The organism is Exiguobacterium sp. s142, from assembly GCF_018618455.1.
Taxonomy (GTDB): Bacteria; Bacillota; Bacilli; order Exiguobacteriales; family Exiguobacteriaceae; genus Exiguobacterium; species Exiguobacterium aurantiacum_A.
Window position 1 is genome coordinate 18,854 of the sequence record NZ_JACSMB010000019.1, and the last position, 26,018, is coordinate 44,871.

General features: G+C 53.9%; 32 protein-coding genes. 19 read left to right on the forward strand and 13 right to left on the reverse strand.

Going from position 1 to position 26,018, the window contains the following annotated elements:
- Window positions 1-38 precede the first annotated feature (38 nt).
- Window positions 39-887, reverse strand: a complete 849-nt coding sequence (locus KNP77_RS13595) for a MurR/RpiR family transcriptional regulator (protein ID WP_214891264.1) — start codon at window positions 885-887, stop codon at window positions 39-41.
- A gap of 130 nt (window positions 888-1,017) precedes the next feature.
- On the opposite strand from KNP77_RS13595, the gene gnd reads away from it, so the two are divergent.
- The 4 genes from gnd to KNP77_RS13615 all read left to right on the forward strand — a co-directional run bounded on the left by gnd (window position 1,018) and on the right by KNP77_RS13615 (window position 5,377).
- Complete coding sequence (gene gnd, locus KNP77_RS13600) at window positions 1,018-1,902, forward strand: phosphogluconate dehydrogenase (NAD(+)-dependent, decarboxylating) (protein ID WP_070328380.1); 885 nt, start codon at window positions 1,018-1,020, stop codon at window positions 1,900-1,902.
- Window positions 1,903-1,984: 82 nt separating this feature from the next.
- Window positions 1,985-3,328, forward strand: a complete 1,344-nt coding sequence (locus tag KNP77_RS13605; protein ID WP_016507825.1) for a GntT/GntP/DsdX family permease — start codon at window positions 1,985-1,987, stop codon at window positions 3,326-3,328.
- A 16-nt stretch (window positions 3,329-3,344) separates the two neighbouring features.
- Complete coding sequence (gene gntK, locus KNP77_RS13610) at window positions 3,345-4,844, forward strand: gluconokinase (RefSeq protein WP_214891266.1); 1,500 nt, start codon at window positions 3,345-3,347, stop codon at window positions 4,842-4,844.
- A gap of 230 nt (window positions 4,845-5,074) precedes the next feature.
- Window positions 5,075-5,377, forward strand: coding sequence for a hypothetical protein (locus KNP77_RS13615; protein WP_214891268.1), 303 nt, complete (start codon window positions 5,075-5,077; stop codon window positions 5,375-5,377).
- 42 nt (window positions 5,378-5,419) lie between these two features.
- Here KNP77_RS13615 and KNP77_RS13620 read toward each other — a convergent pair whose 3' ends face one another.
- Window positions 5,420-5,935 (reverse strand): dihydrofolate reductase family protein, encoded by a 516-nt coding sequence (locus KNP77_RS13620; RefSeq protein ID WP_214891270.1) that lies wholly within the window; start codon window positions 5,933-5,935, stop codon window positions 5,420-5,422.
- 66 nt (window positions 5,936-6,001) lie between these two features.
- On the opposite strand from KNP77_RS13620, the gene KNP77_RS13625 reads away from it, so the two are divergent.
- From KNP77_RS13625 to KNP77_RS13640, 4 genes are all read left to right on the forward strand, one after another.
- Complete coding sequence (locus KNP77_RS13625) at window positions 6,002-6,901, forward strand: helix-turn-helix transcriptional regulator (protein WP_214891272.1); 900 nt, start codon at window positions 6,002-6,004, stop codon at window positions 6,899-6,901.
- Between the two features lie 84 nt (window positions 6,902-6,985).
- Window positions 6,986-7,258, forward strand: coding sequence for a hypothetical protein (locus tag KNP77_RS13630; protein ID WP_131490188.1), 273 nt, complete (start codon window positions 6,986-6,988; stop codon window positions 7,256-7,258).
- 180 nt (window positions 7,259-7,438) lie between these two features.
- Window positions 7,439-8,155, forward strand: a complete 717-nt coding sequence (locus KNP77_RS13635) for a polysaccharide deacetylase family protein (protein ID WP_214891274.1) — start codon at window positions 7,439-7,441, stop codon at window positions 8,153-8,155.
- Between the two features lie 365 nt (window positions 8,156-8,520).
- On the forward strand, window positions 8,521-9,300 hold the full coding sequence (locus KNP77_RS13640; protein WP_214891276.1) for a M23 family metallopeptidase: 780 nt from the start codon (window positions 8,521-8,523) through the stop codon (window positions 9,298-9,300).
- Between the two features lie 51 nt (window positions 9,301-9,351).
- On the opposite strand, the gene KNP77_RS13645 is transcribed toward KNP77_RS13640, so the two are convergent.
- The 5 genes from KNP77_RS13645 to KNP77_RS13665 all read right to left on the reverse strand — a co-directional run bounded on the left by KNP77_RS13645 (window position 9,352) and on the right by KNP77_RS13665 (window position 13,738).
- Complete coding sequence (locus tag KNP77_RS13645) at window positions 9,352-9,750, reverse strand: cytidine deaminase (protein WP_016507888.1); 399 nt, start codon at window positions 9,748-9,750, stop codon at window positions 9,352-9,354.
- 170 nt (window positions 9,751-9,920) lie between these two features.
- Window positions 9,921-10,952, reverse strand: coding sequence for a FecCD family ABC transporter permease (locus tag KNP77_RS13650; protein WP_214891278.1), 1,032 nt, complete (start codon window positions 10,950-10,952; stop codon window positions 9,921-9,923).
- Window positions 10,949-11,968, reverse strand: a complete 1,020-nt coding sequence (locus KNP77_RS13655) for a FecCD family ABC transporter permease (RefSeq protein ID WP_070328124.1) — start codon at window positions 11,966-11,968, stop codon at window positions 10,949-10,951. Before KNP77_RS13655 ends, KNP77_RS13650 begins: the two co-directional genes overlap by 4 nt.
- A gap of 4 nt (window positions 11,969-11,972) precedes the next feature.
- Window positions 11,973-12,992, reverse strand: coding sequence for an iron-siderophore ABC transporter substrate-binding protein (locus KNP77_RS13660; protein WP_214891308.1), 1,020 nt, complete (start codon window positions 12,990-12,992; stop codon window positions 11,973-11,975).
- A gap of 140 nt (window positions 12,993-13,132) precedes the next feature.
- A complete protein-coding gene (locus tag KNP77_RS13665; RefSeq protein ID WP_214891280.1) occupies window positions 13,133-13,738 on the reverse strand; it encodes an FMN-binding negative transcriptional regulator in 606 nt (201 codons plus the stop codon).
- Window positions 13,739-13,834: 96 nt separating this feature from the next.
- Between KNP77_RS13665 and KNP77_RS13670 the strand changes: the two genes are divergently transcribed.
- Together KNP77_RS13670 and KNP77_RS13675 are read left to right on the forward strand one after the other, a co-directional pair.
- A complete protein-coding gene (locus KNP77_RS13670; RefSeq protein WP_214891282.1) occupies window positions 13,835-14,341 on the forward strand; it encodes a peroxiredoxin family protein in 507 nt (168 codons plus the stop codon).
- A gap of 111 nt (window positions 14,342-14,452) precedes the next feature.
- Window positions 14,453-14,875: a DUF1440 domain-containing protein gene (locus KNP77_RS13675; protein ID WP_214891284.1), complete on the forward strand. Its 423-nt coding sequence runs from the start codon at window positions 14,453-14,455 to the stop codon at window positions 14,873-14,875.
- Window positions 14,876-15,030: 155 nt separating this feature from the next.
- Here the strand turns inward: KNP77_RS13675 and KNP77_RS13680 are convergent, their stop codons facing one another.
- Entirely contained in the window at window positions 15,031-15,258 is a 228-nt protein-coding gene (locus tag KNP77_RS13680; protein WP_070328128.1) for a glutaredoxin domain-containing protein, read from the reverse strand.
- An 83-nt stretch (window positions 15,259-15,341) separates the two neighbouring features.
- Here KNP77_RS13680 and KNP77_RS13685 point away from each other — a divergent pair, with 83 nt between their 5' ends.
- From KNP77_RS13685 to KNP77_RS13715, 7 genes are all read left to right on the forward strand, one after another.
- The gene (locus tag KNP77_RS13685) at window positions 15,342-16,022 is read left to right on the forward strand and encodes a Crp/Fnr family transcriptional regulator (protein WP_214891286.1); all 681 of its coding nucleotides are present in this window, start codon (window positions 15,342-15,344) and stop codon (window positions 16,020-16,022) included.
- A gap of 11 nt (window positions 16,023-16,033) precedes the next feature.
- On the forward strand, window positions 16,034-16,696 hold the full coding sequence (locus KNP77_RS13690) for a haloacid dehalogenase type II (protein WP_214891288.1): 663 nt from the start codon (window positions 16,034-16,036) through the stop codon (window positions 16,694-16,696).
- 29 nt (window positions 16,697-16,725) lie between these two features.
- A complete protein-coding gene (locus KNP77_RS13695) occupies window positions 16,726-17,340 on the forward strand; it encodes a flavodoxin family protein (RefSeq protein WP_131490204.1) in 615 nt (204 codons plus the stop codon).
- Between the two features lie 88 nt (window positions 17,341-17,428).
- Window positions 17,429-17,788 carry a DUF2200 domain-containing protein gene (locus tag KNP77_RS13700; protein ID WP_214891310.1) on the forward strand — a complete coding sequence of 120 codons (360 nt, stop codon included), beginning with the start codon at window positions 17,429-17,431 and terminating at the stop codon, window positions 17,786-17,788.
- Window positions 17,788-18,216, forward strand: a complete 429-nt coding sequence (locus KNP77_RS13705) for a DUF1801 domain-containing protein (RefSeq protein ID WP_214891291.1) — start codon at window positions 17,788-17,790, stop codon at window positions 18,214-18,216. The genes KNP77_RS13700 and KNP77_RS13705 overlap by 1 nt, the downstream gene beginning before the upstream one ends.
- Before the next feature lie 111 nt (window positions 18,217-18,327).
- Window positions 18,328-18,969 carry a TVP38/TMEM64 family protein gene (locus KNP77_RS13710; RefSeq protein ID WP_214891293.1) on the forward strand — a complete coding sequence of 214 codons (642 nt, stop codon included), beginning with the start codon at window positions 18,328-18,330 and terminating at the stop codon, window positions 18,967-18,969.
- 113 nt (window positions 18,970-19,082) lie between these two features.
- Entirely contained in the window at window positions 19,083-19,811 is a 729-nt protein-coding gene (locus tag KNP77_RS13715; protein WP_214891295.1) for a polysaccharide deacetylase family protein, read from the forward strand.
- Between the two features lie 30 nt (window positions 19,812-19,841).
- On the opposite strand, the gene KNP77_RS13720 is transcribed toward KNP77_RS13715, so the two are convergent.
- The 3 genes from KNP77_RS13720 to tnpB all read right to left on the reverse strand — a co-directional run bounded on the left by KNP77_RS13720 (window position 19,842) and on the right by tnpB (window position 24,106).
- Window positions 19,842-21,551, reverse strand: a complete 1,710-nt coding sequence (locus KNP77_RS13720; protein WP_214891297.1) for a methyl-accepting chemotaxis protein — start codon at window positions 21,549-21,551, stop codon at window positions 19,842-19,844.
- A 199-nt stretch (window positions 21,552-21,750) separates the two neighbouring features.
- Complete coding sequence (locus tag KNP77_RS13725) at window positions 21,751-22,611, reverse strand: SDR family oxidoreductase (protein ID WP_214891299.1); 861 nt, start codon at window positions 22,609-22,611, stop codon at window positions 21,751-21,753.
- A 322-nt stretch (window positions 22,612-22,933) separates the two neighbouring features.
- Complete coding sequence (gene tnpB / locus KNP77_RS13730) at window positions 22,934-24,106, reverse strand: IS200/IS605 family element RNA-guided endonuclease TnpB (protein WP_214891301.1); 1,173 nt, start codon at window positions 24,104-24,106, stop codon at window positions 22,934-22,936.
- Window positions 24,107-24,146: 40 nt separating this feature from the next.
- Between tnpB and KNP77_RS13735 the strand changes: the two genes are divergently transcribed.
- Window positions 24,147-24,386, forward strand: coding sequence for a hypothetical protein (locus tag KNP77_RS13735; RefSeq protein WP_214891302.1), 240 nt, complete (start codon window positions 24,147-24,149; stop codon window positions 24,384-24,386).
- 170 nt (window positions 24,387-24,556) lie between these two features.
- Here the strand turns inward: KNP77_RS13735 and KNP77_RS13740 are convergent, their stop codons facing one another.
- A complete protein-coding gene (locus tag KNP77_RS13740; protein ID WP_214891304.1) occupies window positions 24,557-24,883 on the reverse strand; it encodes a winged helix-turn-helix transcriptional regulator in 327 nt (108 codons plus the stop codon).
- Between the two features lie 115 nt (window positions 24,884-24,998).
- Here KNP77_RS13740 and KNP77_RS13745 point away from each other — a divergent pair, with 115 nt between their 5' ends.
- The gene (locus tag KNP77_RS13745) at window positions 24,999-25,628 is read left to right on the forward strand and encodes an NAD(P)-dependent oxidoreductase (protein ID WP_214891306.1); all 630 of its coding nucleotides are present in this window, start codon (window positions 24,999-25,001) and stop codon (window positions 25,626-25,628) included.
- Between the two features lie 286 nt (window positions 25,629-25,914).
- Here KNP77_RS13745 and KNP77_RS13750 read toward each other — a convergent pair.
- Window positions 25,915-26,018, reverse strand: a 104-nt coding sequence (locus KNP77_RS13750) for a zinc ribbon domain-containing protein (protein ID WP_214891312.1), incomplete at its 5' end; no start/stop codon positions are given.

The window sequence follows — 26,018 nt, forward strand, 5'->3', positions numbered from 1 at the left end:
TGTTTCTCCGAGGCTCGGCACACTTTAGCCACGGGACATCACATTCTTCTAAGTGAGATCGCTTCCCGCATCTGACGGAGCGCGTCCCGTCCCACTTCCCCGCGTCGCATCATGACGACCGTGAACAGAGCGTCAATTAAACTGAGCTCGGCGATACGCGAAGCGAGCGCCTCGGAACGGAACTCGGTCTCTTGCGACACGGTATACAAGGCGACATCGGCGAGTTTCGAGAGCGGTGACTTGGCGTAGTTCGTGATGGCGATAATCGGCACGCCGCGATCCCGACAGACGTGCGCGACGTCGAGCGTCTCTTTCGAGGCACCCGAATGCGAGATGAGGACGGCGACGTCGTCTGTCGTCAGCTGTGACGCCGACATGAGCTGCATATGTGATTCTAAATTCGCCGTGACGAGCAGGCCGCTACGGACGAATTTGTGGTACGCGTCAAGTGCGATCACAGCTGAACCGCCACTCCCGAAAAACTCGATGCGGCGGGCCGACAGCAACAAGTCGACCGCCTGCTGCATCGTCGCCTCCTCTAAGATTTGGCGGGTCGACTCGATCGTCTTGACGTTCGTCGCGAAAATTTTTTCGGCGATTTGAAGTGGTGTATCGTCTTGCGTGATGTCTTCATGGATATCTTGGAGCGGTGCGACGATATCCGAGGCGAGCGCGATCTTCAGCGCCTGATACCCTTTGAAGCCGACGCGTTGACAGAAACGGAACACGGTCGACTCGGCAACATCTAAGTCGTCGGCCACTTGATTGATCGTATGGTGAATGATTAGTTCCGGTTGTTTCAACATATAGTCGGCAATTCGTTGTTCCTTTTTGCTGAGTGTCGAATAGGCACCGCGGATACGGGCCAGTCCATTCATCGATTCCATCATTTATCACCCTTTCGTCTCTCTTAACGATACCTTTCCGAAAAAAATTCCGCAATCTCTATTGAAAATCGAATTTTATTTGATATTATGGACTAGAGACGGAAAAAAATTCTTTTTTTGAGGTGACGTTATGAAAATCGGTTTGATTGGATTAGGTAAAATGGGTTACAACTTGGCGCTCAATTTGAGCGACCACGGCCACACGGTCATCGGTACGGACGCGTCGAGCGTCGAGGCGACGACAGCGTTTGAGATTGTCCCGACACTCAAGGACGTCGTCGACAAGCTTGAGGCGCCCCGTGTCGTCTGGGCGATGGTCCCGGCTGGTGACATCACCGAGACGGTGCTCACTGAACTCTTCGAGCGACTCGAACCTGGTGACATCGTCATTGACGGCGGCAACTCGAACTATAAATTGTCGGTCGCACGCGCCGAGCAGTTCGCAGAGAAGAATATCTCGTTCTTCGACTGCGGGACGAGCGGCGGGACGGACGGTGCACGCAACGGAGCCTGCACGATGGTCGGCGGTGACGCAAAGGCGTGGCCAACCATCGAGCCGATCTTCAAGGACCTCTCGGTCGAGAACGGCTACTTGTATACGGGACCGGCCGGCAGCGGCCACTTCCTCAAGATGATCCACAACGGAATCGAATACGGCATGATGCAAGCCATTGCCGAAGGGTTTGATATTTTAGAGAAGAGTCCGTTCGACTACGACTACGAACAAGTGGCCCGCGTCTGGAACCACGGCTCGGTCGTCCGGTCATGGCTCATGGAACTGACCGAGAACGCGTTCAAAAAAGACGCCAAGCTCGATGAGATCCGTGGCGTCATGCATTCCTCAGGGGAAGGGAAATGGACGGTCGAGACGGCGCTCGAACTGCAGGCGGCGGCCCCGGTCATCGCCATGTCACTCATGATGCGCTATCGCTCGCTCGAGGACGACACGTTCTCAGGCAAAGTCGTCGCCGCACTCCGCAACGAGTTCGGAGGCCACGCGGTCGTCAAAAAATAATGTTCGGGAGAAGGTCAGGGGTGGCCTTTTCCTTTGTAAAAATTTGTAAACGGTTACACATACGGTAAAGGGGGAACTAAATATGTCAGGCTCTACACTTATCTTGATCGCCGTCGCCGGCATCTTCTTGCTCTTATTTTTGGTCATGCGGACGAAACTTCACGCGTTCGTCTCACTCTTGCTCGTCAGCTTGCTCGTTGGGATCGCGGCCGGAATGCCGCTCGGGGATGTCATCACCTCGATTCAGAACGGGATGGGCGGGACGCTAGGTTTCGTCGCCGTCGTCGTCGGACTCGGTGCCATGTTTGGTAAAATGTTAGAAGTATCAGGTGGCGCGGAACGTCTCGCCCAGACACTCGTCAACAAGTTCGGTGAGGACAAGGCACAATGGGCACTCGCCATCACCGGCTTCATCGTCGCCGTCCCGGTCTTCTTCGACGTCGGCTTCATCATTCTCGTTCCGATCGTTTATGGCCTCGCCAAGCGGACGGGTCGCTCGCTGCTCTACTACGGCATCCCGCTCCTCGCCGGCCTCGCCGTCACACATAGCTTCATCCCGCCGACACCAGGTCCGATTGCGGTCGCAAACCTCATCGGTGCCGAGCTCGGTTGGGTCATCTTGTTCGGAGTGATCGCCGGGATTCCGGCAGCGATTCTCGCCGGTCCAATTTTCGGGAAGTACATCGCGAACAAGATTCACGTCACCATCCCCGACTATATGGAATTTGAAGAGATCGACACATCGAAAGAATTGCCAAGTTTCAAAATGATCATCTCGCTCATCTCGATCCCGCTCGTGTTAATTCTTGCGAACACGTTGTCTGCGGTACTGTTAGATGAAGGAAATACGATTCGTACGTTCTTGACGTTCATGGGTCATCCGTTCGTCGCTTTGACGATCGCGACGCTCCTCACGTTCATCTTCCTCGGCACGCGCCGTGGTTACACACGTGACGAAGTGCAAGAGATTGCGACGAAAGCGCTCGAACCGGCCGGGATCATCATCCTCGTCACCGGTGCCGGCGGCGTGTTCAAACAAATCTTGATCGACTCAGGTGTCGGTGACGTCCTCGGGGAGATGATGGCCGGGTCACCGCTTCCGGCGATCGTGCTCGCCTTCTTGATTGCGACCGTCGTCCGCGTCGCCCAAGGTTCAGCGACCGTATCAATGGTCACGGCGGCAGGACTCATCACGCCGCTTCTCGAAATTCAAAACATCACCGGGGCCGCGCTCGGCTTGATCGTCATCGCCATCGCCTCCGGTGCGACTGTCCTCTCACACGTCAACGACTCGGGCTTCTGGCTCGTCAACCGCTACTTCGGTCTTGACGTGAAAGACACGCTCAAATCGTGGACCGTCATGGAGACGATTATCGGACTGACCGGATTTGCGGTCGTCTTCTTGATCAGCCTATTCATCATTTAACAAAGGAAGTGATTGTGTGTACACCATTGGCGTCGATATCGGGACGACGAGTACGAAAGCCGTCCTGTTTCAACATCACCAACAACTCGCGGTACATAACGTGCTGTACCCGCTCCTCACCCCGGACACGGAGACGGCCGAGCAAGACCCGGTCGTCATCTACGGGGCGGTGCTTGAAGCAGTCAGTGCCGTCCGGGCGCAAGCCGACGGGCCGATCCGCTTCGTCTCGTTCAGCTCAGCGATGCACAGCTTGATCGCACTCGATGTGTCAGGGCGTCCGCTCACGAACAGTATCACCTGGGCCGATAGCCGGGCCAACCCGTACACGCAGGAGATTAAACGCGACTTTGACGCGAGCGCGCTCCATATGCGCACCGGCACGCCGGTCCATCCGATGGCGCCGCTGTCGAAACTGCGTTGGTTAAAAGCGGAACATGCGGACGTGTTCAAGCGTGCCGCCAAGTTCGTCTCGATCAAAGAGTACGTCTTCTATCGCCTGACCGGACGCTTCGTCGTCGACCATTCAATCGCCTCGGCGACCGGTCTGTTCAATTTGAAGACGTGCGACTGGGACGCAGAGGCGTTACATATCGCCGGCGTCATACCGGACCAACTGTCCGAACTCGTCCCGACGACCGAGATCATTCAATTAAAGCAAGACGTGCGTGAGACGCTCGGCTGGGACTTCCCGCTCGTTATCGGGGCAAGCGACGGCGTGCTATCGAACCTTGGTGTCGGGGCGTTCGAACCGGGTGTCGTCGCTGTGACGATTGGGACGAGCGGTGCCATCCGGACGGTCGTCCGTGAGCCGGTCGAGGACTCGAAAGGCCGGATCTTCTGTTACGCCTTGACCGACAAGCATTGGGTCATCGGTGGACCGGTCAACAACGGTGGCATCATCTTGCGTTGGCTCCGGGACGAGTTTGCGGCGAGCGAGGTCGAGACGGCGAAACGGCTCGGCATGGACGCCTATGACATCTTGACCGATATCGCTGAGACGGTGCGGCCGGGAGCCGACGGGCTGTTGTTCCACCCGTACTTGATGGGCGAACGGGCCCCGCTCTGGAACTCGAACGCACGCGGTTCATTCTTCGGCCTGAGCATCCACCATAAGCGTGAGCACTTCATCCGCGCCGTCTTAGAAGGCGTCATCTTCAACTTGTACACGGTCATGCTCGCACTCGACGAGTTGACGGGCGCACCGAACCGGATCCATGCGACGGGCGGTTTCGCCCAGTCGAAGCTATGGCGCCAGATGATGGCCGACATCTTCGACACGCCGGTCGTCGTGCCGGAGAGCCATGAGAGTTCGTGCTTAGGTGCGGTCATGCTCGGTGAATATGCGTTCGGGGATATCGACGACTTCACGGCCGTGCCGCAAGTGACGAACGAACACATTCCAGATACGGAAGCGACGTTGATTTACCGGGAGCTATTGCCGATCTATATTCGCTTGTCACGTCATCTTTCGGAGGAGTATGAAGCGATTGCTGCGTTTCAGCGGAAGCATGTATGAGAAAAGCCGAGTCCTTCAAGGGCTCGGTTTTTTGATGGATCCAGTTGGAGGTGCTAGAGTCTATTCATCGTCAGAATACGATCATTCGAATGAATGACAGGATTACGAAAGGATATTCAATTACATATATGGAAAATAACGATAGGGTTAAAAGTGTCTACACTGCTCTTGGAAGGGTTATAAGTTTTAGTGAATGAAAAGGATGATCATCAAGAGGAGGAATTGATTCAGTGGCTATTGCGATCGGATATATCATTGCATGTATAGGTGCACTTGCGGCTTATTTGCTTAGTACAGGAGAATCGAGAAAGAAAAAATATAAAATATGGGGCATCGCTCTGATGATTCCCATTTCGCCCGCTTTAGCTTTTTCGATTGGACTCTCCTATGCAATTAGTGTCGAAAATGGTTGGGCCGGATTAATCATGTGGCTTATCTTCCCCATTATCTTCTTAATCGGACTCACTCTGCTGTTAGTTGGCATTTTCAAAAAAGAAAAAGATAACCAAGCGAACAGAACTTCTAGTACATAGAAGTTCTGTTCGACTTGATTGTCTTCAAGAAATTGAGCGATTTCACTCGTACGTCACCATGACGAACTGTCCGGACGCGCGCTGACTCGTCAGTCTCAACTTCGTCTCCTTCGTGCCTTCCGGGAAGAGCGGGATGCCTTCTCCTAGGACGACCGGTGCGATGGCGATCTCATAACGATCGATCAAATCGTGTTCCATCGCGGCCTTGATGATTTCCCCGCCGCCGATGAGCCAGACGTCTTTGTCGACTTCTCGTTTCAACCGCTCGATCAACTGCTCGATTGGCTCGTCCGTAAACGTGACGTGCTCGGCTTCCCGCTCCGGGCTCCGCGTCAGAATGTAGTTCGGGATGTCCGGGTACGGATAGCGGTCAGGCTCTAACTTCAACACTTCCTCGTATGTCTTCCGCCCCATGATGACCGCACCGACCGTCTTGAAGAAGTCGGCGTAACCGTTGTCCCCATCCCCAATAATTTCAAATAGCCAATCGAGCTGATCGTTCGTCCGAGCGATCTTTCCATCTAAACTCGTCGCGATATATAAGACGACGTTTGCCATGATGTATTCCTCCTTAGTTCGTGATACATTCAGCTTAATCGACAAATACGACAAAACATGACGGGAATGGTTTATTTGAAAAAACGACATTTGCAGTTGATCCGATTGCTCAACCGGGGACGACGCTTCACGGCGGTCGAACTGGCGACAGAGACGGGTGCCTCAGTCCGGACGATTCAACGGGACATGTTCACGCTTGAAGAACTCGGCTATCCGATATGGAGCGTCCCTGGCACGGGCGGTGGTTATGAGATGTTGCCGAACCGCTTGCTACCGCCGCTCCAGCTCCGCGAACAAGAAGCGGTCGCGCTCTACCTCACGCTCAAATGGATGGAACAGATCCCGGACGTACCGTTCGGCGATATGCGCGACACGCTGTCCGACTGGTACGTGAACGAGCTGCCGCACGACCTCGAGATGAAGATCGCCCGACTTGAAAAGAACATTCTTTGGCTCGGGAACAAGACTGTCCCGCCGGCACCGTTCACGAAAGACGTCTATGAGGCGGTCGAACGAAAACGAAAAGTCGAAATGACGTACGCGACGACGAAAGGACAACGGACGTTCACAATCGAGCCGGTCGGGATGGCGCTCCTCAACTTCAAATGGTACGTGTTCGGTCTCTCGGATTACGGGTTGCGTCAATATCGGATCGACCGGGTCGAAGCGCTACGCCTGCTCGATAAGACGTTTGAAGCAGATGATTTGGCGACGCTCCTCGAAGCAATTGACGAACGAACCGGCGTGACCGTCCGGCTCAATATCACTCCGCTCGGCCGCCGTCTGCTTGAAGACGTATTACCCGATATCGCTGAAAAGAATGAGTGGGATGTGCCGGAAGCAGAGCTCCCGTTCTTGTCGCGGCAGTTGCTCGCGGCCGGCGCGGAAGTCGAGGTCGTGGCACCGATCGAATTGCGTGAGATGATGCGAGATCAAACAGAACGGCTTTGGGACCTGTATCGGTGAGCAAATCGATGCTTTGGCCTCATGTCAAAATTGTCTTTATATGGTAATATCAGTTCATATTGCTACATGTAAAGGAGCGCTATTATGACTAACAAGCTATCGTTCTCCACGTTATTCCTTTCCATCAGTGTCATCTCCCTCTGCGCCATCATGGTATACCTCAACGTCTCGACGCTCGAGTTGAACGAGACGATTGGTTCAGGCGTTTTCTATTTTAAGGGCTATTATGAGGAAGGAAATATGATTGTCACCGAGCAAGGTATCGGCGTCATCACGTTGCCACTCGCGATCGGACTCGTCACATCGACACTCATCAAGGTCGTCCGGTACTACAAAACACCAGCGTTCACGAACTAAAATTCAGCCCGTCAATCAACCGATTGATGGGCTTTGTCTTGGCTATAAACGAGCAACGCGAATCATCAATTTCTTGTACAAAAATATGCTGTTTCGCCTTCTAATCGGGTAAAGAGTAACGTATATTTCACGCCGGCACCGTCCAACCCCCGTCGACTTAACGTTAGGAGGGTTTGTACGATGAAGAAGAGCTTGATTTTGTTCGTGTTGGCCTGTCTGTTGCTCAGCCCTTTGTCGCCAGCAAGCGCGGCGACGCCAAAAGCGTACAACGACCGCAGCCTTATCTATTTGACGTTCGATGACGGGCCGCATCGTCAGACGGGCGCGTTGCTCGACGTCTTGAAGAAGCATAAGGTCAAGGCCACGTTTTTCATTCTCGGCAACAATATAAAAGGCAATGAGAAACTGCTGAAGCGGATCGTCGCCGAAGGACACCTCATCGCTCTGCATGGGATGACGCACGACCGTCATAAGTTTTACCGGACGCCGACGACAGCCGTGCGCGAGATGCAGACGGTCCAAAAGCTCGTCTTCCAAGTGACAGGCGTCAAATCGAACATCGTCCGCACCCCGTACGGTAGCGACCCGTACATGACATCAGCGCACAGGCAAGCGATGGCGAAAGCTGGCTTCCAAATGTGGGACTGGAACATCGACAGTCTCGACTACCGGTATAAGTCGGACAACCGCCGCGTCCAAAATCAAGTGTTCGCCCGGCTCGACGCGAACTACAGAGCGAGAATCGCCTCGATCATCCTGACGCACGACCATTCAATCACCCCCGCCGCACTCGACTACATCCTCCGCCATTCGAAGAAACGCGGCTATGAGTTCCGGACGCTACAAGGCATCAAAACCCCGCACAACTTCTTCAGCAAATGGAAAGCTCATCGGTGAACGGCAAACAAAAGGTAAACAAGAATGCTGGATCCACGTGGATCCAGCATTCTTTCGTGACATCTCAAGCTCTGTGGACGCAATCTCTTTAGTTCTTTTCAAAGGCCGCGCTTAGGCGACACACCTTTTTGTACGCACGAAACTTTTGAATGCCTGATGCGTATATAAAATAAATCAAACATAAAGGTGGAAACCCCATGCAGCTTGACGTCAGAACGTTTCCTAAATTATTTCTCAATGGTCAATTCGATTTAATTTATAGCCAGACGACTGATTCATTTAAACAACAGGTTTCGCTAGACGCATTCTATCGACTCGCAACTTCTTTTAATGAAGGCGTTCGACACTATCGTATGGTGAACGACATGAAGTTAAACGGAGGCCGTCATCTCGTCTGGATGGATGACCGCAAAGAACGATTGTTAAGCGTTTCGTTCAACCAGGACGATCTCCTCGAGGGAATACTTTTGACTCCACATCAACCCGATGCGACAACTGACAAGCGTTTCACCAAAAACACGTATCAACTTCCGTTTGTCGACGAATGGCTTGTCGTATGGGGCGGTACGAATCCTGGTGAGAATTATCACTATCCACTACGCTCGCAACGGTACGCCTATGATTTTGTGAAAGTGAAAAATAACTGGTCTTTTGATAAAACAAAGTCAGGAAATGTATCGTTTTATGCGTTTGGAGAACGCATCGTTACACCTTTGGACGGGACCGTCATTACGGTTGTCGATGCTTTGCCAGATGTTCACGACAGGAACCATCCCGCTGGTAATCATGTTGTCATCGAGCATGCCTACGGGGAGTATAGTCTTCTCGCTCACCTCGAGGCCGGTTCGATTGCAGTCAATGTCGGTGACCGTGTCAAGACTCGACAATTGATCGGTCGTTGTGGAAATTCAGGCAATTCATCCGAACCCCACCTTCACTTTCAAGTAATGGACGGTCCTGACTTGAAGTCGGCGAAGTCGATTCGTATACGCTTAGAAGGGCGGAAGCGACCCGTCCGTGGCCAAATCGTTATACCTAAACGAGATAAACAGTCAAATAAGTCGGATAACACCGTCTTACTCGCTGACTCCTTATTCGAACTCGTGCTCGCCGTTCCACGCCTCTTCGTGAACTTCTGGAAGTAGTGCTTGGTAACGAGAAATGCCCCGGCATCGATAGATGCTGGGGCATTTCTCTTACATCTCGAGTTCTGTGAACGCGAGCGGAACGAGTTCTTCAAGCGTCACTTCTTTGACGTCGGCGTTGCCGTTCGTGAGCAACACTTTAAAGTCCGGATCACCGAACTCGACGAGCACTTGGCGGCAGATGCTGCATGGCGGTAAGAAGTCGACCGTGTCACCTGACACCGCAACGGCTTCGAAGTCACCTTTTTTATAACCTTGCGCGATGGCCGTGAATACAGCCGTGCGCTCGGCACAGTTCGTCGCTCCGAACGAGACGTTCTCGACGTTGACGCCGTCGATGACCGTCCCGTCCTTCATAAGAAGGGCCGCTCCGACGCGGAAGTTCGAATACGGGGAGTAGGCGTTCTCTTTTAATTGACGGGCGCGCTCGACTAATTGTTGTTGGTTCATGGGATTGTATCCTCTCTGACTCAAAATGAACTGATGCCAGTTCCCGTGCCTCGATTTTTGGGCAGGATTTTTAGCATACACCCCACATCGACCAAAGTCAACGTCTTTTTGATGGCGCTTTCACCTAGACGAAACAGGAGCCGTGTCCCACCAGACACGGCTCCTGTCGTCTACAATTCCCCTCTCCGGTTCATCCGGATCAAGAGGTAAATCAAATACGGTGCCCCGACCATGCCGGTGATGACACCGACCGGATAGCGGACGGTGAAAGCGAACTGTCCGATCAAGTCGGCGGCGAGCACGAGAATGACGCCGACGAGTCCGGCCGGAATGATCGTCGACCGTCCATCCCCGACGAGCCGTTTCGCGATCGGTCCGGCAAGGAAAGCGATGAAAGCGATCGGTCCGGTCGTTGCTGTCGCTAAGGCGAGCATGAGCACCGAGGCGATGATCAAGAGGATCCGGGTCTGGTTCGTCTTGATGCCGAGCGACGTCGCCGTCATCTCCCCGAGTTCTAAAATCTGCAGCTGCCGGCTGAGGCGGAGGATGACCGGGAGACAGAGGGCGACCGCGAGCATGAGCGGCGGCAACGTCTCCATCTTGACCCCGTTCAAACTGCCGCTCAGCCAACGCATCGCCGTCCCGACATCGTTTTGGCGACTGATGAGCAATAAGTAGTTGATGACCGCGGTCAGCATCGCTTGGATGCCGATCCCGACCAAGACGAGACGTCCGATCGAGAAAGCGGCGCCTTTTGATAAGACGTAGAGCACGATCACCGTCGCGAGTCCCCCGATGACCGAGATCACCGAGACGAAAGTGTTGCTCGCCTGCAAGACGACGATGCCGAACACGGCGGCCGCACTCGATCCTGTCGTGATGCCGATGACGTTCGGGTTGGCGAGCGGGTTTCTGAGCATCGTCTGGAACACCGTCCCGGCGATGCCGAACGCGAGTCCTGAGAAGACGCCGGCGAGCATGCGTGGCAGACGGATCGTGCCGACGGCGAACGAGGCACCCGGTACTTGTTCCCCGAACAAGACACGGACGACGTCCGCGACCGGATAGATCGTATTGCCGAGCATGAGCATCAATGCGCTCAAGGCGAGCGCGAGCACGAATAGCACGAGCGTCACGAACACCGTACGCTGCCGGCGCTTGCGACTATTGTGAATGGTAGGTTGAACTGACTGTTTCATCATAGGCCACGCACCTTCACTTTCATCGTCAAGGCGATCAAAATCGGCGCCCCGACGAACGCCGTGACGATCCCGACTTCAAGTTCACCCGGACTGCCGAGCAAACGCCCGACCACATCGGCGAACGTCAACAGGATGGCGCCCGATAAGGCTGACATCGGAATGATATACCGTTCATCCGGGCCGAGCACGAGACGGATCAAGTGCGGGGCCAACAGACCGATAAAGCCGATCGGACCGGCCAATGCCGTCGCCGCGCCACACAAAATGACGCCGGCGAACGAGGCGATGACTTTTAACGAACCGATCCGGACTCCGAGTCCCGTCGCCATCTCTTCGCCGAGCGCCATGATATTGAGTGACGGGGCTGCGAAAATGGCGATAAAGATGCCGGCGATGAAGAACGGGAGGAACGTTACGATCGAATCCATCGTCCCCGCCCCGACGCTGCCAACTTGCCAGAATCGGAACTGGTCCATGACGTTCGAGCGCGGGATCATGATCGCCATGACGAGCGAGGACAACGCCGCACTCGTCGCCGCCCCGGCCAAGACGAGCTTGAGCGGGGTCGAGCCGCCCCGCCCGAGCGAGCCGATGCCGAACACGAACGCGGCCGTCAAGAGTGCACCGACGAGGGCGAACCAGATGTAGTCGCCTGCAGTCGAGATGTTGAAGAACGCGATCCCGACGACGACGAACAGCGCCGCGCCCGTGTTCACCCCGAGAATGCTCGGGTCGGCAATCGGATTGCGCGTCACCGACTGCATCAAAGCACCCGACACACCGAGCGCCGCGCCGCACATGAGACTGAACAGCGTCCGCACGACCCGTTGCCGGACAATGTCCGCTTCATACGACTGAACAGCCGGACGGAATAAACCGTCAAGCAGTTCATCCCATCCGACTGTCCGTGAGCCGAAAGCAAGTGAAGCGAGCATGCAGACGACGAGCAGGACGATCGACCCTACGAGCAGGAGCGGGAAATGTCTCGGCGTTTGCAACTTCTTCAGCGTATTCATATGATTACTCGACTTTCCCGATTGCTTCTGACACGAGCTTCAAGTAGTCGTCGATCGTGTATTCGATCGAGAGCGGTGACGGTGTCCCGGCAGCCGCGAGCGGCGTGTTGTCTTCGATCATGACGACCGAACCGCGCTCGATAGCCGGTACTTTGCTGTAGAGCGGGTCAGCTTGAAGTGCTTTCAACGTCTCTTCGTTGCCGTAAGCGACGAAGATGTCGACATCGTTCAAGATGTCGGCGTTCTCCGAGCTGAGCTCGAGGTAGAAGCTGTTCTCGTCTTTAATTTGGTCCGTGATGTTTTTTGGGTACTCCATGCCGAGCTCTTCGATGAAGGCGCCACGCGGGTCACCTGTCGTGTAAATGTAGAACTTCGAGAGGTCGTCCGGGCTGAGCGCGATGAAGGCCGCTTTCTTGCCAGCCATGTCCGGTACTTCAGCAGCTTTATCAGCGATGAGTTTCTCTGTGTCTTCGATCAACTGTTTGCCTTCTGCTTCCATGCCCATGGCGATCGAGTCGTAGAGGACCGTGTCCTGCCATGATGAGACCCAAGGCGTTTCTTGGTAAGCAACGACCGGTGCGATTTCGCTCAACGTGTCGTAGTCTTCTTGCGTGATGCCTGAGTAGGCAGCCAAGATGACGTCCGGCTGTGAGTCAGCTATCGCTTCGAAGTCGAGACCGTCTGTGTCTTGGTAAATGTTCGGGTTTTCTTCCCCAAGGTCTTTTAGCTTCTCAGCCGTCCATGGCAACATGCCGCTGCCGTCTTGGACACCGTAGTTCGCAGCCGAGAAACCGACTGGGACGACGTCAAGCGCAAGGGCGACGTCTTGGTTCGACCAAGCAATTGTTGCGACGCGTTCCGGTTTCTTGTCGATGACCGTCTCGCCTAACGCATGTTTAATCGTGATCGGATAGCCTTCTGCCGTTTCGGCAGACTCATCTGTCGTGGCCGCATCTTCATTGTTCGAGCCGCATCCAGCGAGCACGAGCACGAAAGCAGACATGATGATGAACATATGTAGCATCTGTTTGTAGTTTTTCACGTTCTGATCCCCTTTTCTTATGACAATGCCTTTATAACGACATTGATAATCATTATCATTTATGAGTATAGAATGAATTGAGAAACGTTGTCAACGTGAAATACGCAAAAAACCCATCGACTTCACGTCGACGGGTCTCGGTTATCTCGCATCACTTCCGCCATCGGACACCCTGCCTGCTCTAACTCCGAGACGATGCGCGTATAATCCTCATCGTTCCGGTTCTGGCTCAGCTTGAACGCCGCCTGAATTTCATCGATATCGATACGGAAACCGACAACACCATGTTTTTGCCGTTGCACTGGCTCCGATAACTCCTCCCAGACGACGGCGTTCTCTCTCTTCCCTTCATGGTCACGGAGTAGCCCTGCCAGATCCATCTCGAGCTCTGTAGGTGACAAAATCGTCGCCTTCCCATACAGATGGACGGCCTGATAGTTCCACGTCGATACGTCCTCGTGGCCATACAAGGACGCCGAGATATAGGCGTTCGTTCCTTGGACGATAATGAGCACGGTCTGGTCTTCGATCGACTGCCATTGCGGGTTGTTTTTGGCGACGTGCGTCGTGAACCAAACGTGGCCATCTTCTGCGTGAAACCGGAGCGGCACGTGTGTCGCGTGCGGCTTCTGCCCGTCATGTGTGACGACGGTGCCGAACGGATGGGCTTTCAAGAAAGCGTGGACTTCTTCAGCGTCGTTGACGGCATATAGTTTTGGAACGTACATCGAATTCCTCCTCCATTGTTAGCTAGCTTACAAACAAAGCGACCGATGACATGGTAGGATTGCCTCCTCGAAACAACATATAGAGGAGGAACCCCAGTGGCTACACTTTTCAACTTACGCGACCAAGCCCCAAACTTCAACTTACCGGACGTATCCGGTGACATGTTCTCATTCACAGACTCGATTGAACGGCACGATGGTTGGCATCTCATCATCTTCTTCCGTGGTGCCTGGTGTCCGGTCTGTGTCCAAGATTTGAAAGAACTCGAGAGCCAACAAGGCTACTTCCGCGATAAAGGCATTCGGCTCGTGACGATCTCGACCGACCGCGCCGAGGACTTGAAGCAGATGGCCGACGACAATGCGCTCAGCTTCCCTGTCCTCCGAGACGAGTCGCTAGAGACGCTGCTCGATTACGGCGTTCAGTACCATGGCGCCGACGCCCCGTACGCCGACCACGGCGAGCACGGGGAACCGGCTTATTTCCTCATCAACGAGACTGGGCGCCTGTTGTATCAACAGATTCAGACGAGCCCGTTCGGCCGACCGACCGCGACCGAGCTCCGGAAAATCGTCCAGTACATCAAAAAGAATCTGAAATGACAAAAAGACGTCCATTACGGCGTCTTTTTGTCTAAATTGTAAGGCCGGTTACAGAAATCAAACACCATTCGATTTATGCTAGTTGTATAAAAATAAAGGGGAGTGAGGAAGATGAAACGGTACGTGATCAACGGCGTGATTGGCGGGGTCATCGGCGGGATCTTATTTGGTCTACTGATGCAGATGATGGGCATGATTGGAATGATCGCCAGCATGGTCGGGAGCGAAAGTCTCGTCGTCGGTTGGATCGTCCATATGATCATCAGCATCATCTTCGGCGTCACGTACGGATTAGGTCATTTGGTCATCTCAAACGTTTGGGCGCTCGCCGTCTTGTTCGGCATCGGCATTTGGATCGTCGGTCCGCTCGTCATCATGCCGCTCATGATGGGCATGGGGACGAACCTCGCGAACGCGTTCGCACCGGATCAGCTGATGAGCCTCGTCACGCATCTGTTCTTCTCGTTCATCTTGGCCATCGTCTTCAAACTACGCACCGAAAAACAAGTCGTGCCGAAAGCAGCAACTCGTTAATAAAGGGCAGCGTATGAACAGCACGACGGAACAGCAATTTGCGCAAGCATCTCCATAGCGCGAACGCGAAGACGCCAGATGAAGTCACCCGTTACCTAACCGAACACGTCACAATATGACAAAAGGGAGTCACCCTGCTCCCTTTTTTCGCCTGTTCACTTTGTCAGTAGCTCGAGTTCGTCCCATAACTCGTCTCCCGTGAAGACCCTGGTCTCGTTCACGAGTGCCGGGGTGACAAGTTCGCGGTTCAAGTTGATCAATTCTTCGGCAAAGCGCTGTTCTTCGAATAGATTTTTTTCGACGAACGGGATTGCTAATTCGTCTAAGCGCAATTTGACACGGTGACACCGTGAACAGCCGTCGATCGTATAAAGTTCGAGCACGAGACTCCCCCCTTTTCCCTCATTCTATCGCTTATAATCAAGAGAGACAGTAAGACAGATTACACGAAAGTGAGGTGTAAACGATGGACAAATTGACGTTACTCTCACATATCAGCCTGTTCGACGAGCTGCCGATGCAAGAGTTGAAAGTAATCGATGAGATGAGTAAGATGCGTCCTGTCAAAAAAGGGAAAGTCATCGTCTCCCCGGACGCCCCGATCCCGGCGTTGTTCCTGTTGAAAGAAGGACAAGTCCGGCTGTATCGGATGAATCAGCACGGCAAACAGTTCACCGTCGACATTTTGACGAGCGGCAATATCTTCGGTGAGACGGCGACGCTCTCGTTGACCGACGATGACTTGTACGCCGAGGCGATGACGGACACATATCTTTGTACGATCGGGGTCGATGAGTTCGAGCAATTTATCGAAAAGAATCCGAAGATCGCCTTGAAGCTGATCAACATTCTATCCATGCGACTCAAGGAAGTGTACGCGCTCAGTGAAAAGATTGCTTTGACCGACGTGAAGTACCGCATCTTGTTCTTGCTCCTCAAGTTGAGCGAGAAGAGCGGTGAACGCAAAAAAGAATGGCAGACGATCAACATGAAGCTGACTCACGCCGATATCGCCGCCATGGTCGGGACGACACGGGAGACGACGAGCGTCATCATGTCTAACTTGAAGAAAGACGGGTATATCAAAAAGGGACTGCGTCTCTCAATCCACGCGGACAAGGTCCACCAGGCGTTAGACGAACTTTAGGAGGGGATTCTTTGATAAAAGCATTCGTATTCGATGTGTACGGGACGCTGTTCGATGTCCATTCCGTCAAGGCGGCGTGTGACGAACAGTTCCCGGGGAAAGGTGACCAGATCAGTCAGACGTGGCGCACGAAGCAACTTGAATATTTCTTCATCCGTCAGATTTCGGGCCGCTACGAAGACTTCTCGGTCGTCACGCGTGACGCCTTGCGTTACGCCTTAGCGGCGGCGGATGTGACCGCTTCTAGCGACGTCGAGGATGCGCTCATCGCCACGTATGCGGAGCTCTCGCCATACGAGGAAGTCGAGGACGTGTTGAAGCAGCTGCGGGACACCCAGACCGTCGTCTTGTCGAACGGGACCGCTGACATGCTTGAACAATTGATCGCGAACGCGTCGTTCACCGAACTGTTCGACGAACTCGTCAGCATCGACGGCGTCAAACAGTTCAAGCCGTCACCTGCCGCCTATATGAGCTGGTTCAAGACGACCGACTTGAAGCGGGACGAGGTGCTGTTCATGTCTTCGAACGGCTGGGACATCATCGGCGCCAAGAACTTCGGCTTCCAGACGGCGTGGATCAACCGTGACGGCAAGCCTTTCGAAACGATGGATGTGCGTCCAGACGCGGTCTACGACGACTTGACCGGAATTTTGGAGTGGAGAACTTCGTAACGTCTTGCTTTTGAGAAGGAGGAATCGTGATGAAGGCATTATTTTTGAACTGTTCGTTGAAAGGCGGAGACACGGTATCACATACGGAAGGTCTGATGAAGGACATCATCCCCCACTTTGACAAACTCGGCGTCGAGTCAGAGATCGTCCGCGTCATCGACTACGACGTCGCTTTCGGGGTGACCGAGGACGAAGGGGCTGGCGACGAGTGGCCGCAACTCTTCGCCAAAGTGAAAGCCGCCGACATCCTCATCATCGGGACGCCGCTTTGGCTCGGGGAGAAGAGCAGCGTCGCCACTCAAGTGATCGAACGGCTATACGGCGGGAGCGGGCTGAAAAATGAACACGGTCAAGCCATTTACTACAACAAAGTCGGCGGTGTCGTCGTGACGGGCAACGAGGACGGGGCGAAGCACGCCTGTGCCTCAATCCTGTACGGTTTGTCCCATATCGGCTTCACTATCCCGCCGAACGTCGACGCATACTGGGTCGGCGAAGCCGGTCCAGGCGACTCTTACCTCGACGCCGGCCGCAACAACGCCTTCACGAAAAAGAACGGACGGGTTTTGGCGTATAACCTCTATCATTTCGCGAACATGTTGAAACAACATCCGATCCCGGCTGAAGGCAACATCATGCCGTGACCGACCAAGGCGAGGAATCCACAAACGGATTGATCGTCTTTTGCCGTTGTGTGCGAAAATGAAGGTACCATCCACGAAATGAGGAGATATTATGGCACACCGCATCTACACGACGAGCTTCGCGAGCGTCTATCCGAGTTACGTCGCGAAAGCCGAACGGAAAGGCCGGACGAAAGACGAAGTCGATACGATCATCCGCTGGCTGACCGGCTATGACGAAGCCGGGCTCGAGCGGCAACTCGAAGCCGAAGTCGACTTCAACACGTTTTTCGCATCGGCCCCTGACATGAACGAGGATCGCGCTCTCATCAAAGGCGTCGTCTGCGGCGTCCGCGTCGAGGACGTCGAGGAGCCGCTCATGCGCGAGATCCGGTACTTGGACAAACTCGTCGATGAACTGGCTAAGGGCAAGGCGATGGCGAAGATTTTGCGAGGGGGCGAACAGTAATGGACTATACGACACTCGTCGACGACAAACGGCTCGACAGCTTTATCCGCTTGATTGACGTGATTGATGCGAACTTACCGGACGGGTTCGAGAAGACGACCGACGGGAAAGGTGTCCATTACGTCGTGCCGTTGTCGATGTACCCGCCTGGTTATCACGTGACGCCGGGCACCCCGTTGCCGTTTTTGAGCGTCATCGCCCAGAAGAATCACGTCGCCTTGTATCATATGGGCGTCTACGCCGACGAAGACGTGTTGCGTTGGTTCGAGCAGGCGTACGCTGAACGAGTGCCGACGAAGCTCGATATGGGCAAGAGCTGCATCCGCTTCAAGAACGTATTGCATATCCCGTACGACTTGATCGGCGAGCTCGTCGCGAAGATGACGCCGGAGCGCTGGGTCGAGCTATATGGAGGAAACCGGGGATGACCGTGTTGGTCGTCTCTTTTTTCGGCACATTTTGTAAGCTTGGTTACCGCCCCTGAATCGTCCGCTATTGTATGCTGAAAAGAGATACACTCGTCGAAAGGAGGACCCGTTATGCCACGCCCGCTCAAAATTAGTTTGATGCTCGTCCTGTTCGGGACGATCTTTTACATCACCCATTTCCATTACGAGCTTCGCCCGTCCGACGTCCGGGACATCGTCTTGTCGTTCGGCTGGTGGGGACCGCTCGTCTTCTTCTTGATTTATGCGATCGGCCCGCTCGTGTTCTTGCCGACGTCTGTCTTATCGCTCGGCGCCGGTCTCGCATTCGGTGTCTGGCCCGGTGTCCTCTATATCCTGTTCGGTGCGACCGCGGCGGCGGTGACCGGCTACGTCATGGCCCGACTGTTCGGGCGTTCGGTGCTCAAAGTCGAGAAGTATCCGTGGTCGGAGAAACTGTTCGCTCAGATGGAGGCGCGCGGCTTTTTATACGTGTTCGTGCTACGCCTGATCCCGCTCGTCAGTTTCGATCTACTCAGTTACGCCGGCGGCATCGCGAAAGTGCGGTTCAAGTCGTTCCTGCTCGCGACCGTGCTCGGGATGATCCCCGGGACACTCGCCTACAGTTTTTTAGGGGCTAGCCTCGCTTCAGGGAGCGTGACGACGATTTTCATCGCTGCCCTAGTCTTCATCAGTCTGCTAGGCGTCACCTACTATTTCCGGAATCCGGTCAAAAAGTGGCTCGGGCTAAACTAAATCTTATTTCCTTATCGTGAAAAAAGGCGATGGAGCGTGCTTCTCATTTGTCATACAATCAGAAATGGAAATTAGTTCCACACCTAAAAAGTATGCAAGGAGACAAGGGCACGATGAAGAAATGGTTTCTCAGTTTTCTAATTGTCTGTTTCGTAGTAAGTAGCGTCCATCCTACACTCGCGAAAGGAAAAGGTAAGCGCTACGATGACAAGCAAATCGTCTATTTGACGTTTGACGATGGCCCTAGGGCAGAAACACTTGCCCTGCTGGACGTGTTAAAAAAGCATCAAGTGAAAGCGACGTTCTTCATTCTCGGTAAAAACGTTAAAGGCAACGAAGAAACGTTGAAACGAATCGTCACAGAAGGCCATACACTCGGTCTCCACAGCATGTCCCACGATAAAAAACGATTTTACAAATCGCCGCAATCCGCTGTCGACGAGATGAAGCAAGTACAGCAACTCATCCTCAAGACGACCGGCGTGAAGACGAGCACGATTCGAGTCCCCTACGGAAGCGTACCCCACATGACGAAAGCGCATAGGGATGCCATGGAGAAAGCCGGATTTCACATGTGGGATTGGAACGTCGACAGCCTTGACTGGAAACGTAAAGACGACCCGCGTTTACTCCAATTTGAAACGATTCGTCACGTGCGCATCAATCGAGCGAATAACATCGCCTCGGTCGTCTTGATGCACGATCAAGCAACCCCACCCACATCGCTCGACTACATCATCCGCCACTTGAAAAAAGAGCAGTACTCGTTCCGGACGACAGCCGGTGTCACCAAACCGTACAACTTCTACAATAAATGGAAAACGAATACGCAACGCAAATAAGGTAGGGAGCACGAATGCTCCCTACCTTATTTAGACGTTGAATCGTCTCGTCATCTCACGCATCTCGTCTGCCATATTCGACAGTTCTTGCGCCGACGCCGTGATTTCTTCCATTGATGCCATCTGTTCTTCCGTCGCCGCCGATGAGTTCTCGGTCTCGGTCGCCGTCGTCTCGGTGATACCTTGAATCTCATGCACCGACGTCAACACCTCGGTCGCACCTGCCGCCATCTCTTCGACAGCACCAGACACTTCCTCGACTTTCTGACTCACTTCTTCAATCGCGAGCTTAATCTCATCGAACGCCGTCCCTGCTTGTTGGACGTTCGTCACGCTGTGCGCCATATCGTCTTCGACGACGTGCATCGTCTTGACGGCTTGTTTCGTCTCCGACTGCGTGTCCGTGATCAGCGACGCGATCAACTTCGTCGCGACGGCCGACTCTTCGGCGAGTTTTTTCACCTCGGAGGCGACGACGGCGAACCCGCGTCCATGATCGCCGGCCCGGGCCGCTTCGATGGCCGCATTCAACGCCAGCAAGTTCGTCTGCTCGGCGATACCTGAAATCGTTCCGGTGATCGTCCCGATCTCTTGGGAACGGACGTCGAGTTGTCCGATGACGTGTTGGAGTGTTTTGACTTTCCCACTCATCTCCTCGAGTTGTGTCTCGAGCGTCTCGATCAAGTCATTCCCGGTGCCGACTTTCCGGAGCGCCCCTTCCGAGAGCTCTGTCATCTGTTGGGCGCTGCCCGAGACATGATGGATCCCGTTCGTCAGTTCCGTCAGTGTGCCGTTCGATTCTTTCACCCGCGTCAATTGACGAAGCGACCCTGATGCGATCTCTTCCATCGTGACGGCGACCATCTCAGTCGCTTTCGTCGTCTCTTCGGCGTTCGATTTCAAATCATCGGACGACGTCGCGACACGTCCGGCGGTCGATGTGACATTCCCGATCAACTCCCGGAGACTATCTTTCATCTCATTGAACGAAGTCGAGAGCGAACCCAACTCATCCCGTGACACGTATGTGCTCTCGACCGTCAAATCACCGGCACCGGCCTGGCTCATCAGTCTGTTCAACTCACGAATCGGACGGACGATGAGACGCGTGATGTAGATGCCGAGCACAATCGATAGCGCTCCGCCAATCGCGACGAGTGCCCAAAAAGTGAGGACCGACCGTTCGCGGTCCGTCTGCATCGCCGCACTCGCCGTCTCGGCTTCTTGATTGATTTCGTCCATGATGACAGTGGCCGTCTCGACTAGGTTTTGCCGGACCGGTCTCAAGTCGCTCATGTAGACGCGATAGGCTGCCGCGTCCTCATCGCGGAGTGACGGCTGGAGCACTAATTCAGAACCCTCAAGGTAGGACACGATCTCGGTGTTCAAGTTTTTGACCTGTCGCTTCATCTCCTCGTCCTTCGATGTGAACGTCTCGTTGAATAGCTTGAGGTTCGTACCGATGCTGTTACGTCGTTCCGCGATGTTCGCTTGCAGTTCTTCATTCCGTACTGAGTCGGTCGCAAGTATCAATTCGAGCAAATAACCGTCAAGCGCACGGTTGTCGGTCCGAATCTGACCCAAATAGCGAATCGGCAATAGCCGTTCTTCATAGATTTCTTCTCCCGCGTCGGCCATCCGCCCCATCAGGACGTGACTGAGCGCCGCCACAACGACGAGCGTCGCGATAAAAACGGTAATCAATACCGCAAGTTTTTTGGACATGTTCAAATTCTTCATGGTCATACCTCCTATCTGTTTTATCGTAGGTGAGGGGTAGAGTGTGAAGTTGTTCCTTAAAGTGTTGACCTTTTTTATCATTTTTAAAGCGATAAATATGCATTCTCTGTCTTTTCTGCCTGAGTCCGCAATTTTAGTGTCAGCTCGAAGCACGGGCCAACTAAAAAACAGACCACGAATTCGAATTCGCGGTCTGTTTTTATAGCGTTGCGATAAGTTGTTTGAGTGCCTCACGGATCGGCGTGACCGGACGACCGAGTACACGTTCGAAATCGGTCGATTCGACCTCGAGTGACCCGTTTTGAATACTTTCTTGGATGCCGACGACGATCGGGATGGCGAAATCCGGTACACCGGCACCACGCATGACGTCGGCGTAAGCATCGGCCGTCACTTCTTGGAGCGGAACATCTCGCCCGATGACATCGCTGAGCGCCTCGACGAGTTCTGCTTGGGTATGGAGCGGTCCTGACAGCTCATAAATTTCTGCTTCGAAGTCGTCAGCAAGAAGGACGTTCGCTGCGGCTTCGGCGTAATCTTGTTGTGGCGCCCAACCGACTTTACCGTCACGTGACGCGCTGACCCAAGGTGCACCGGCAAGCGCGCCTTGGATGCTACCGAGTTCGTTCTCTAAATACCAGTTGTTGCGCAGGAAGGCGTGTGGGATGCCCGTCGCTTCAATCGCCGCCTCGGTCGCGACGTGCGGCGGTGCCATCAAGTTTTGGCTGTCGATCGCGTTCGCGAGGCTCGTATAGGCAATAAAACCGACGCCGGCCTGTTTCGCTGCCTCGACTGCGTTTCCGTGTTGACGAATCCGTGTGTCGTTGTCCCCGTCTGTCGAGATGATCAGCAATCTTTCAACGCCGCGGAACGCCGTATCGAGCGTCTCTCGTTTGTCAAAGTCCCCGTGACGTACATCGACGCCTTTCGCTTTCAGCGCTTCCGCTTTCTCCGGATTACGGACACTGACCGCAAGTTCGCTTGCCGGAATGGACTCGAGCAATACCTCGACGATTTTTGATCCGAGTTTCCCCGTCGCACCTGTGACTAAGTATTTCATGATTCATTTCCTCCTTTTCAATTTGTAGTCGAGTCAGTTACACCTGCTGTATTTGTCACTTGGTTGTCCCCTGTTAAGCTGAGAGTGTAACCATTCTGCTTACATGATTGTTCCGGAGGTGGTAGCCAATGACGATTAGAAGTCATGAAAACAAGTTCTAATGACCTCAAAAGTTTAGATTGGTGCAAATTCGGTTATACTATTTTATAAAGATTCAAACGAGGAGGAATTAGACGTATGTCTGAACTTGAACTACCCCCACCTACGCTGCGCTTGGAGGTGAGGGATTCCTGAGTTATCCGGTCTAACGACCGAAACCTGATCAGGCTAACCCCGTCGTCCCGACGGTTGAAGAGGCCAGGATGCGCTCGGCCTCTCGTTTGAGGTTGAGTCCTGCGTTGACATCTCGGTCGTGGTGGGCGCCGCAGTTCGGGCACGTCCATTCCCGCAAGCCGAGATGTTTCACGTCTTTGTGTTGATGGCCGCAACCCGAGCAGAGCTGGCTCGAGGCGAACGTCTTCCCGACCTTGACGACGGTCTTCCCGTACCAGTCGGCCTTGTATTCGAGCATGCGGAAAAACGCCGACCAACCGACGTCGGAGATGGCCTTGCTCAATTGGCGATTTTGCTGCATGTCCTTCACCTGCAGCGTCTCGATCCCGATGACGTCGTGGTTTTTGACGATCTCGGTCGACACCTTGTGCAGGAAATCGTTGCGCTTGTTGGCGATTCTCTCGTGGACGCGCGCGACCTTGCGCTTCTGCTTCTGATAGTTCTTCGCCTCGGACAGCTTCACCTCCCGGTTCAAGGCGATGAGCTGACGGCGGGACAGCTTGCGCTGCTCGCGAGCAAGTTTTTTCTCGAGCGACTTGAAGTAGCGGTCGTTCGGGTACACCATCCCGTCCGACAAGATTGCGAAGTTCTTCAGACCGACGTCGACGCCGACCGAGGAGCCCGTCTTCGGTAGTTCGACGATCTCCTGCTCGACCTTCAGGGAGACGAAGTACTTGCCCGTCGCGTTCCGGCGGATCGTGGCGCTGAGGATGCGGCCCTCGACCCGTCTCGAGTTGGCGAACCGGACCCACTTCAGCTTCGGCAGCTTGAGCCGGTTCCCGGCGATCGACATCTCGGGGTGTTGTGACTTTCCCTGGATGTTCGTCGTGTACGACTGGGTCGGGTTCCGTTTCGACTTGAAGCGCGGGTGCTTGTTCTGCTTCGTGAAGAAGCGGTCATAACCGTCGGCCAGGTGCTTCAACGACCACTGCAGGGCCATGCTGTCCACTTCTTTCAGCCACGCGAGCTCCTCTTTCATGGATGGGAGCGCGTCGGAGCACGCGCCGTAGGACAGTCCTGTCCCGCTCGCCTGGTACGTCTCGTCCCACTTCGCCAGGAAATGGTTGAAAACGAATCGGGCGCAGCCGAGCGTCTTGGCGATCAGGACCTCCTGTTCCTCGGTCGGATAGATCCGAAATCTGTACCCTTTGTGTGTCGACACGCCGTTCACCTCCTCTAGGTATTTATACCCAGAAAAGGTCGTGGCGATTCATCGCCCACTCTCGCTGGGGCTTCGCCCTGGTCGCTTAGAAGCGATTTTTGATAAACAAAACGGTAAGTATGAACGCATCATCGATCAAGTTGCGGCCAAGACGAAAGAAGTCACCGGGAAAATGAATGATGATAAAACGACCGGTCAACGCAGTGGCGATGGACACTCTAACTCTTTGACGGACAAACTTAAAGGCGTGCTTAACCAATTCCAAAAGCCAAAAAAATAAGTGGAATAGACCGGAACGTAACCAACTGCTTTCAGAGGTTTTGATAGAAAGAGGCTACCGTGAGCGAATTGTTCGCTTGCGGTAGCCTCTTCCTTATGGATTTAATCGATGGTTCATAAATTGAATTGGACAGAAGACGCTGATCTCTAGTACGGCGCCCTCCTGATATCTCACGAATGTAGTTCAACATGAGGTAGTCCTTGTCGCTCATACTCCCAGCGTCCGAGCTGCTCTAAAATCGGAAAGAGCGATCGACCTTCCTCTGACAACTTGTACTCGACGCGAGGGGGAATTTCCGAATATACGGTCCGAATGATCAGTCCGTCGTGTTCGAGCTCCCGCAACTGCCGCGTCATCGTCCGTGGCGTCGCTTGTGGGAACAAGCGGCACAACTCGTTGAAGCGCTTCGTTCCAAGCGTGCCTAGCCGATGAAGAATCAACATCTTATATTTCCCGGAAATCTTTTGTACGATCGTTTCAACCGGACACTCCTCCATATAATTCACTCCTTTAGTATCTTTATAGATAGTATATGACAGAATTGTGCGTACTTCCATTATCGCCCACGGATGCGTACGCTAGACGTATCTACTACGTTAAGGAGTGAATGAAATGAACATCGCATTATTTGGAGGCAGTGGACGAACCGGACGTGAGTTGATCACCCAAGCGCTCGAACAAGGACACACTGTTCAGGCTCTAATCAGAACGCCAGAGAAACTTGGCATCACCCACGCCCGGCTCACAGTCATCCGCGGAAATGCCGAAAGTCGGGAAGACGTCTTCCGGACCGTCGAAGGAACGGACGCAGTCGTGATGGCACTCGGCCACACGAAGACGTCGAACAAAGACATCCTCGAAAAAGCGACGTCACACGTCGTCGCCGCGATGCACGAGTTCGGTGTGAAGCGGGTCATCAACTTGACCGGCGCGACCGTAAAAGTACCAAAAGACGTCAAACAGAAATTTATGAGCCGTTTTGCCGAAACGCTCATGAAGACGCTCGCGAGCGATCTGCTTCGCGATAGTTATACGCAAAAGGGAATCCTTGAAGCGAGCGGGCTCGATTGGACGGTCGTCCGTTGTCCTCGTCTGCTAGAAGGTCCGAAGACAGAGCGGTACCGGACCGGTTATTTCGCTTTCGACAAACCGATGATTGACCGGGCTGACGTCGCCCACTTTATGCTCGATGAAATCGAGACGCGGCAATATGTTCATGACTATCCACTGATTGGAAACTAACAGGTGTGGCCGCTTTATTCAGCCACACCTGTTTTTTTTTTGCGTTCACTCGTAACGTCTCAATGTTTGTATTTCCAGCTAAAAAACATGCCCCAGCATCGACTCGTCACTTGAATACCTATTCAAACAACCGAGTCCAAACATATACTTTTGAATCACAAACTAGGTGAACTACTCACCACTTATTTGCTTCGCAACTTGAAGTGGGAGCTTCTTGGGAAGACCGTGCTCTTACCAGCCACGGTTATGGACCAAGCTCGTCGGGCAGTCCCTGCCCTGGAGTGTTTTAGTCGGCGAGACCCAACAGGTTGAGGCTCGCGTTGACGTCGCGGTCGTGGTGTGTGCCGCAAGCGGCGCATGTCCACTCGCGGACGTGCAGGTCCTTCTTGC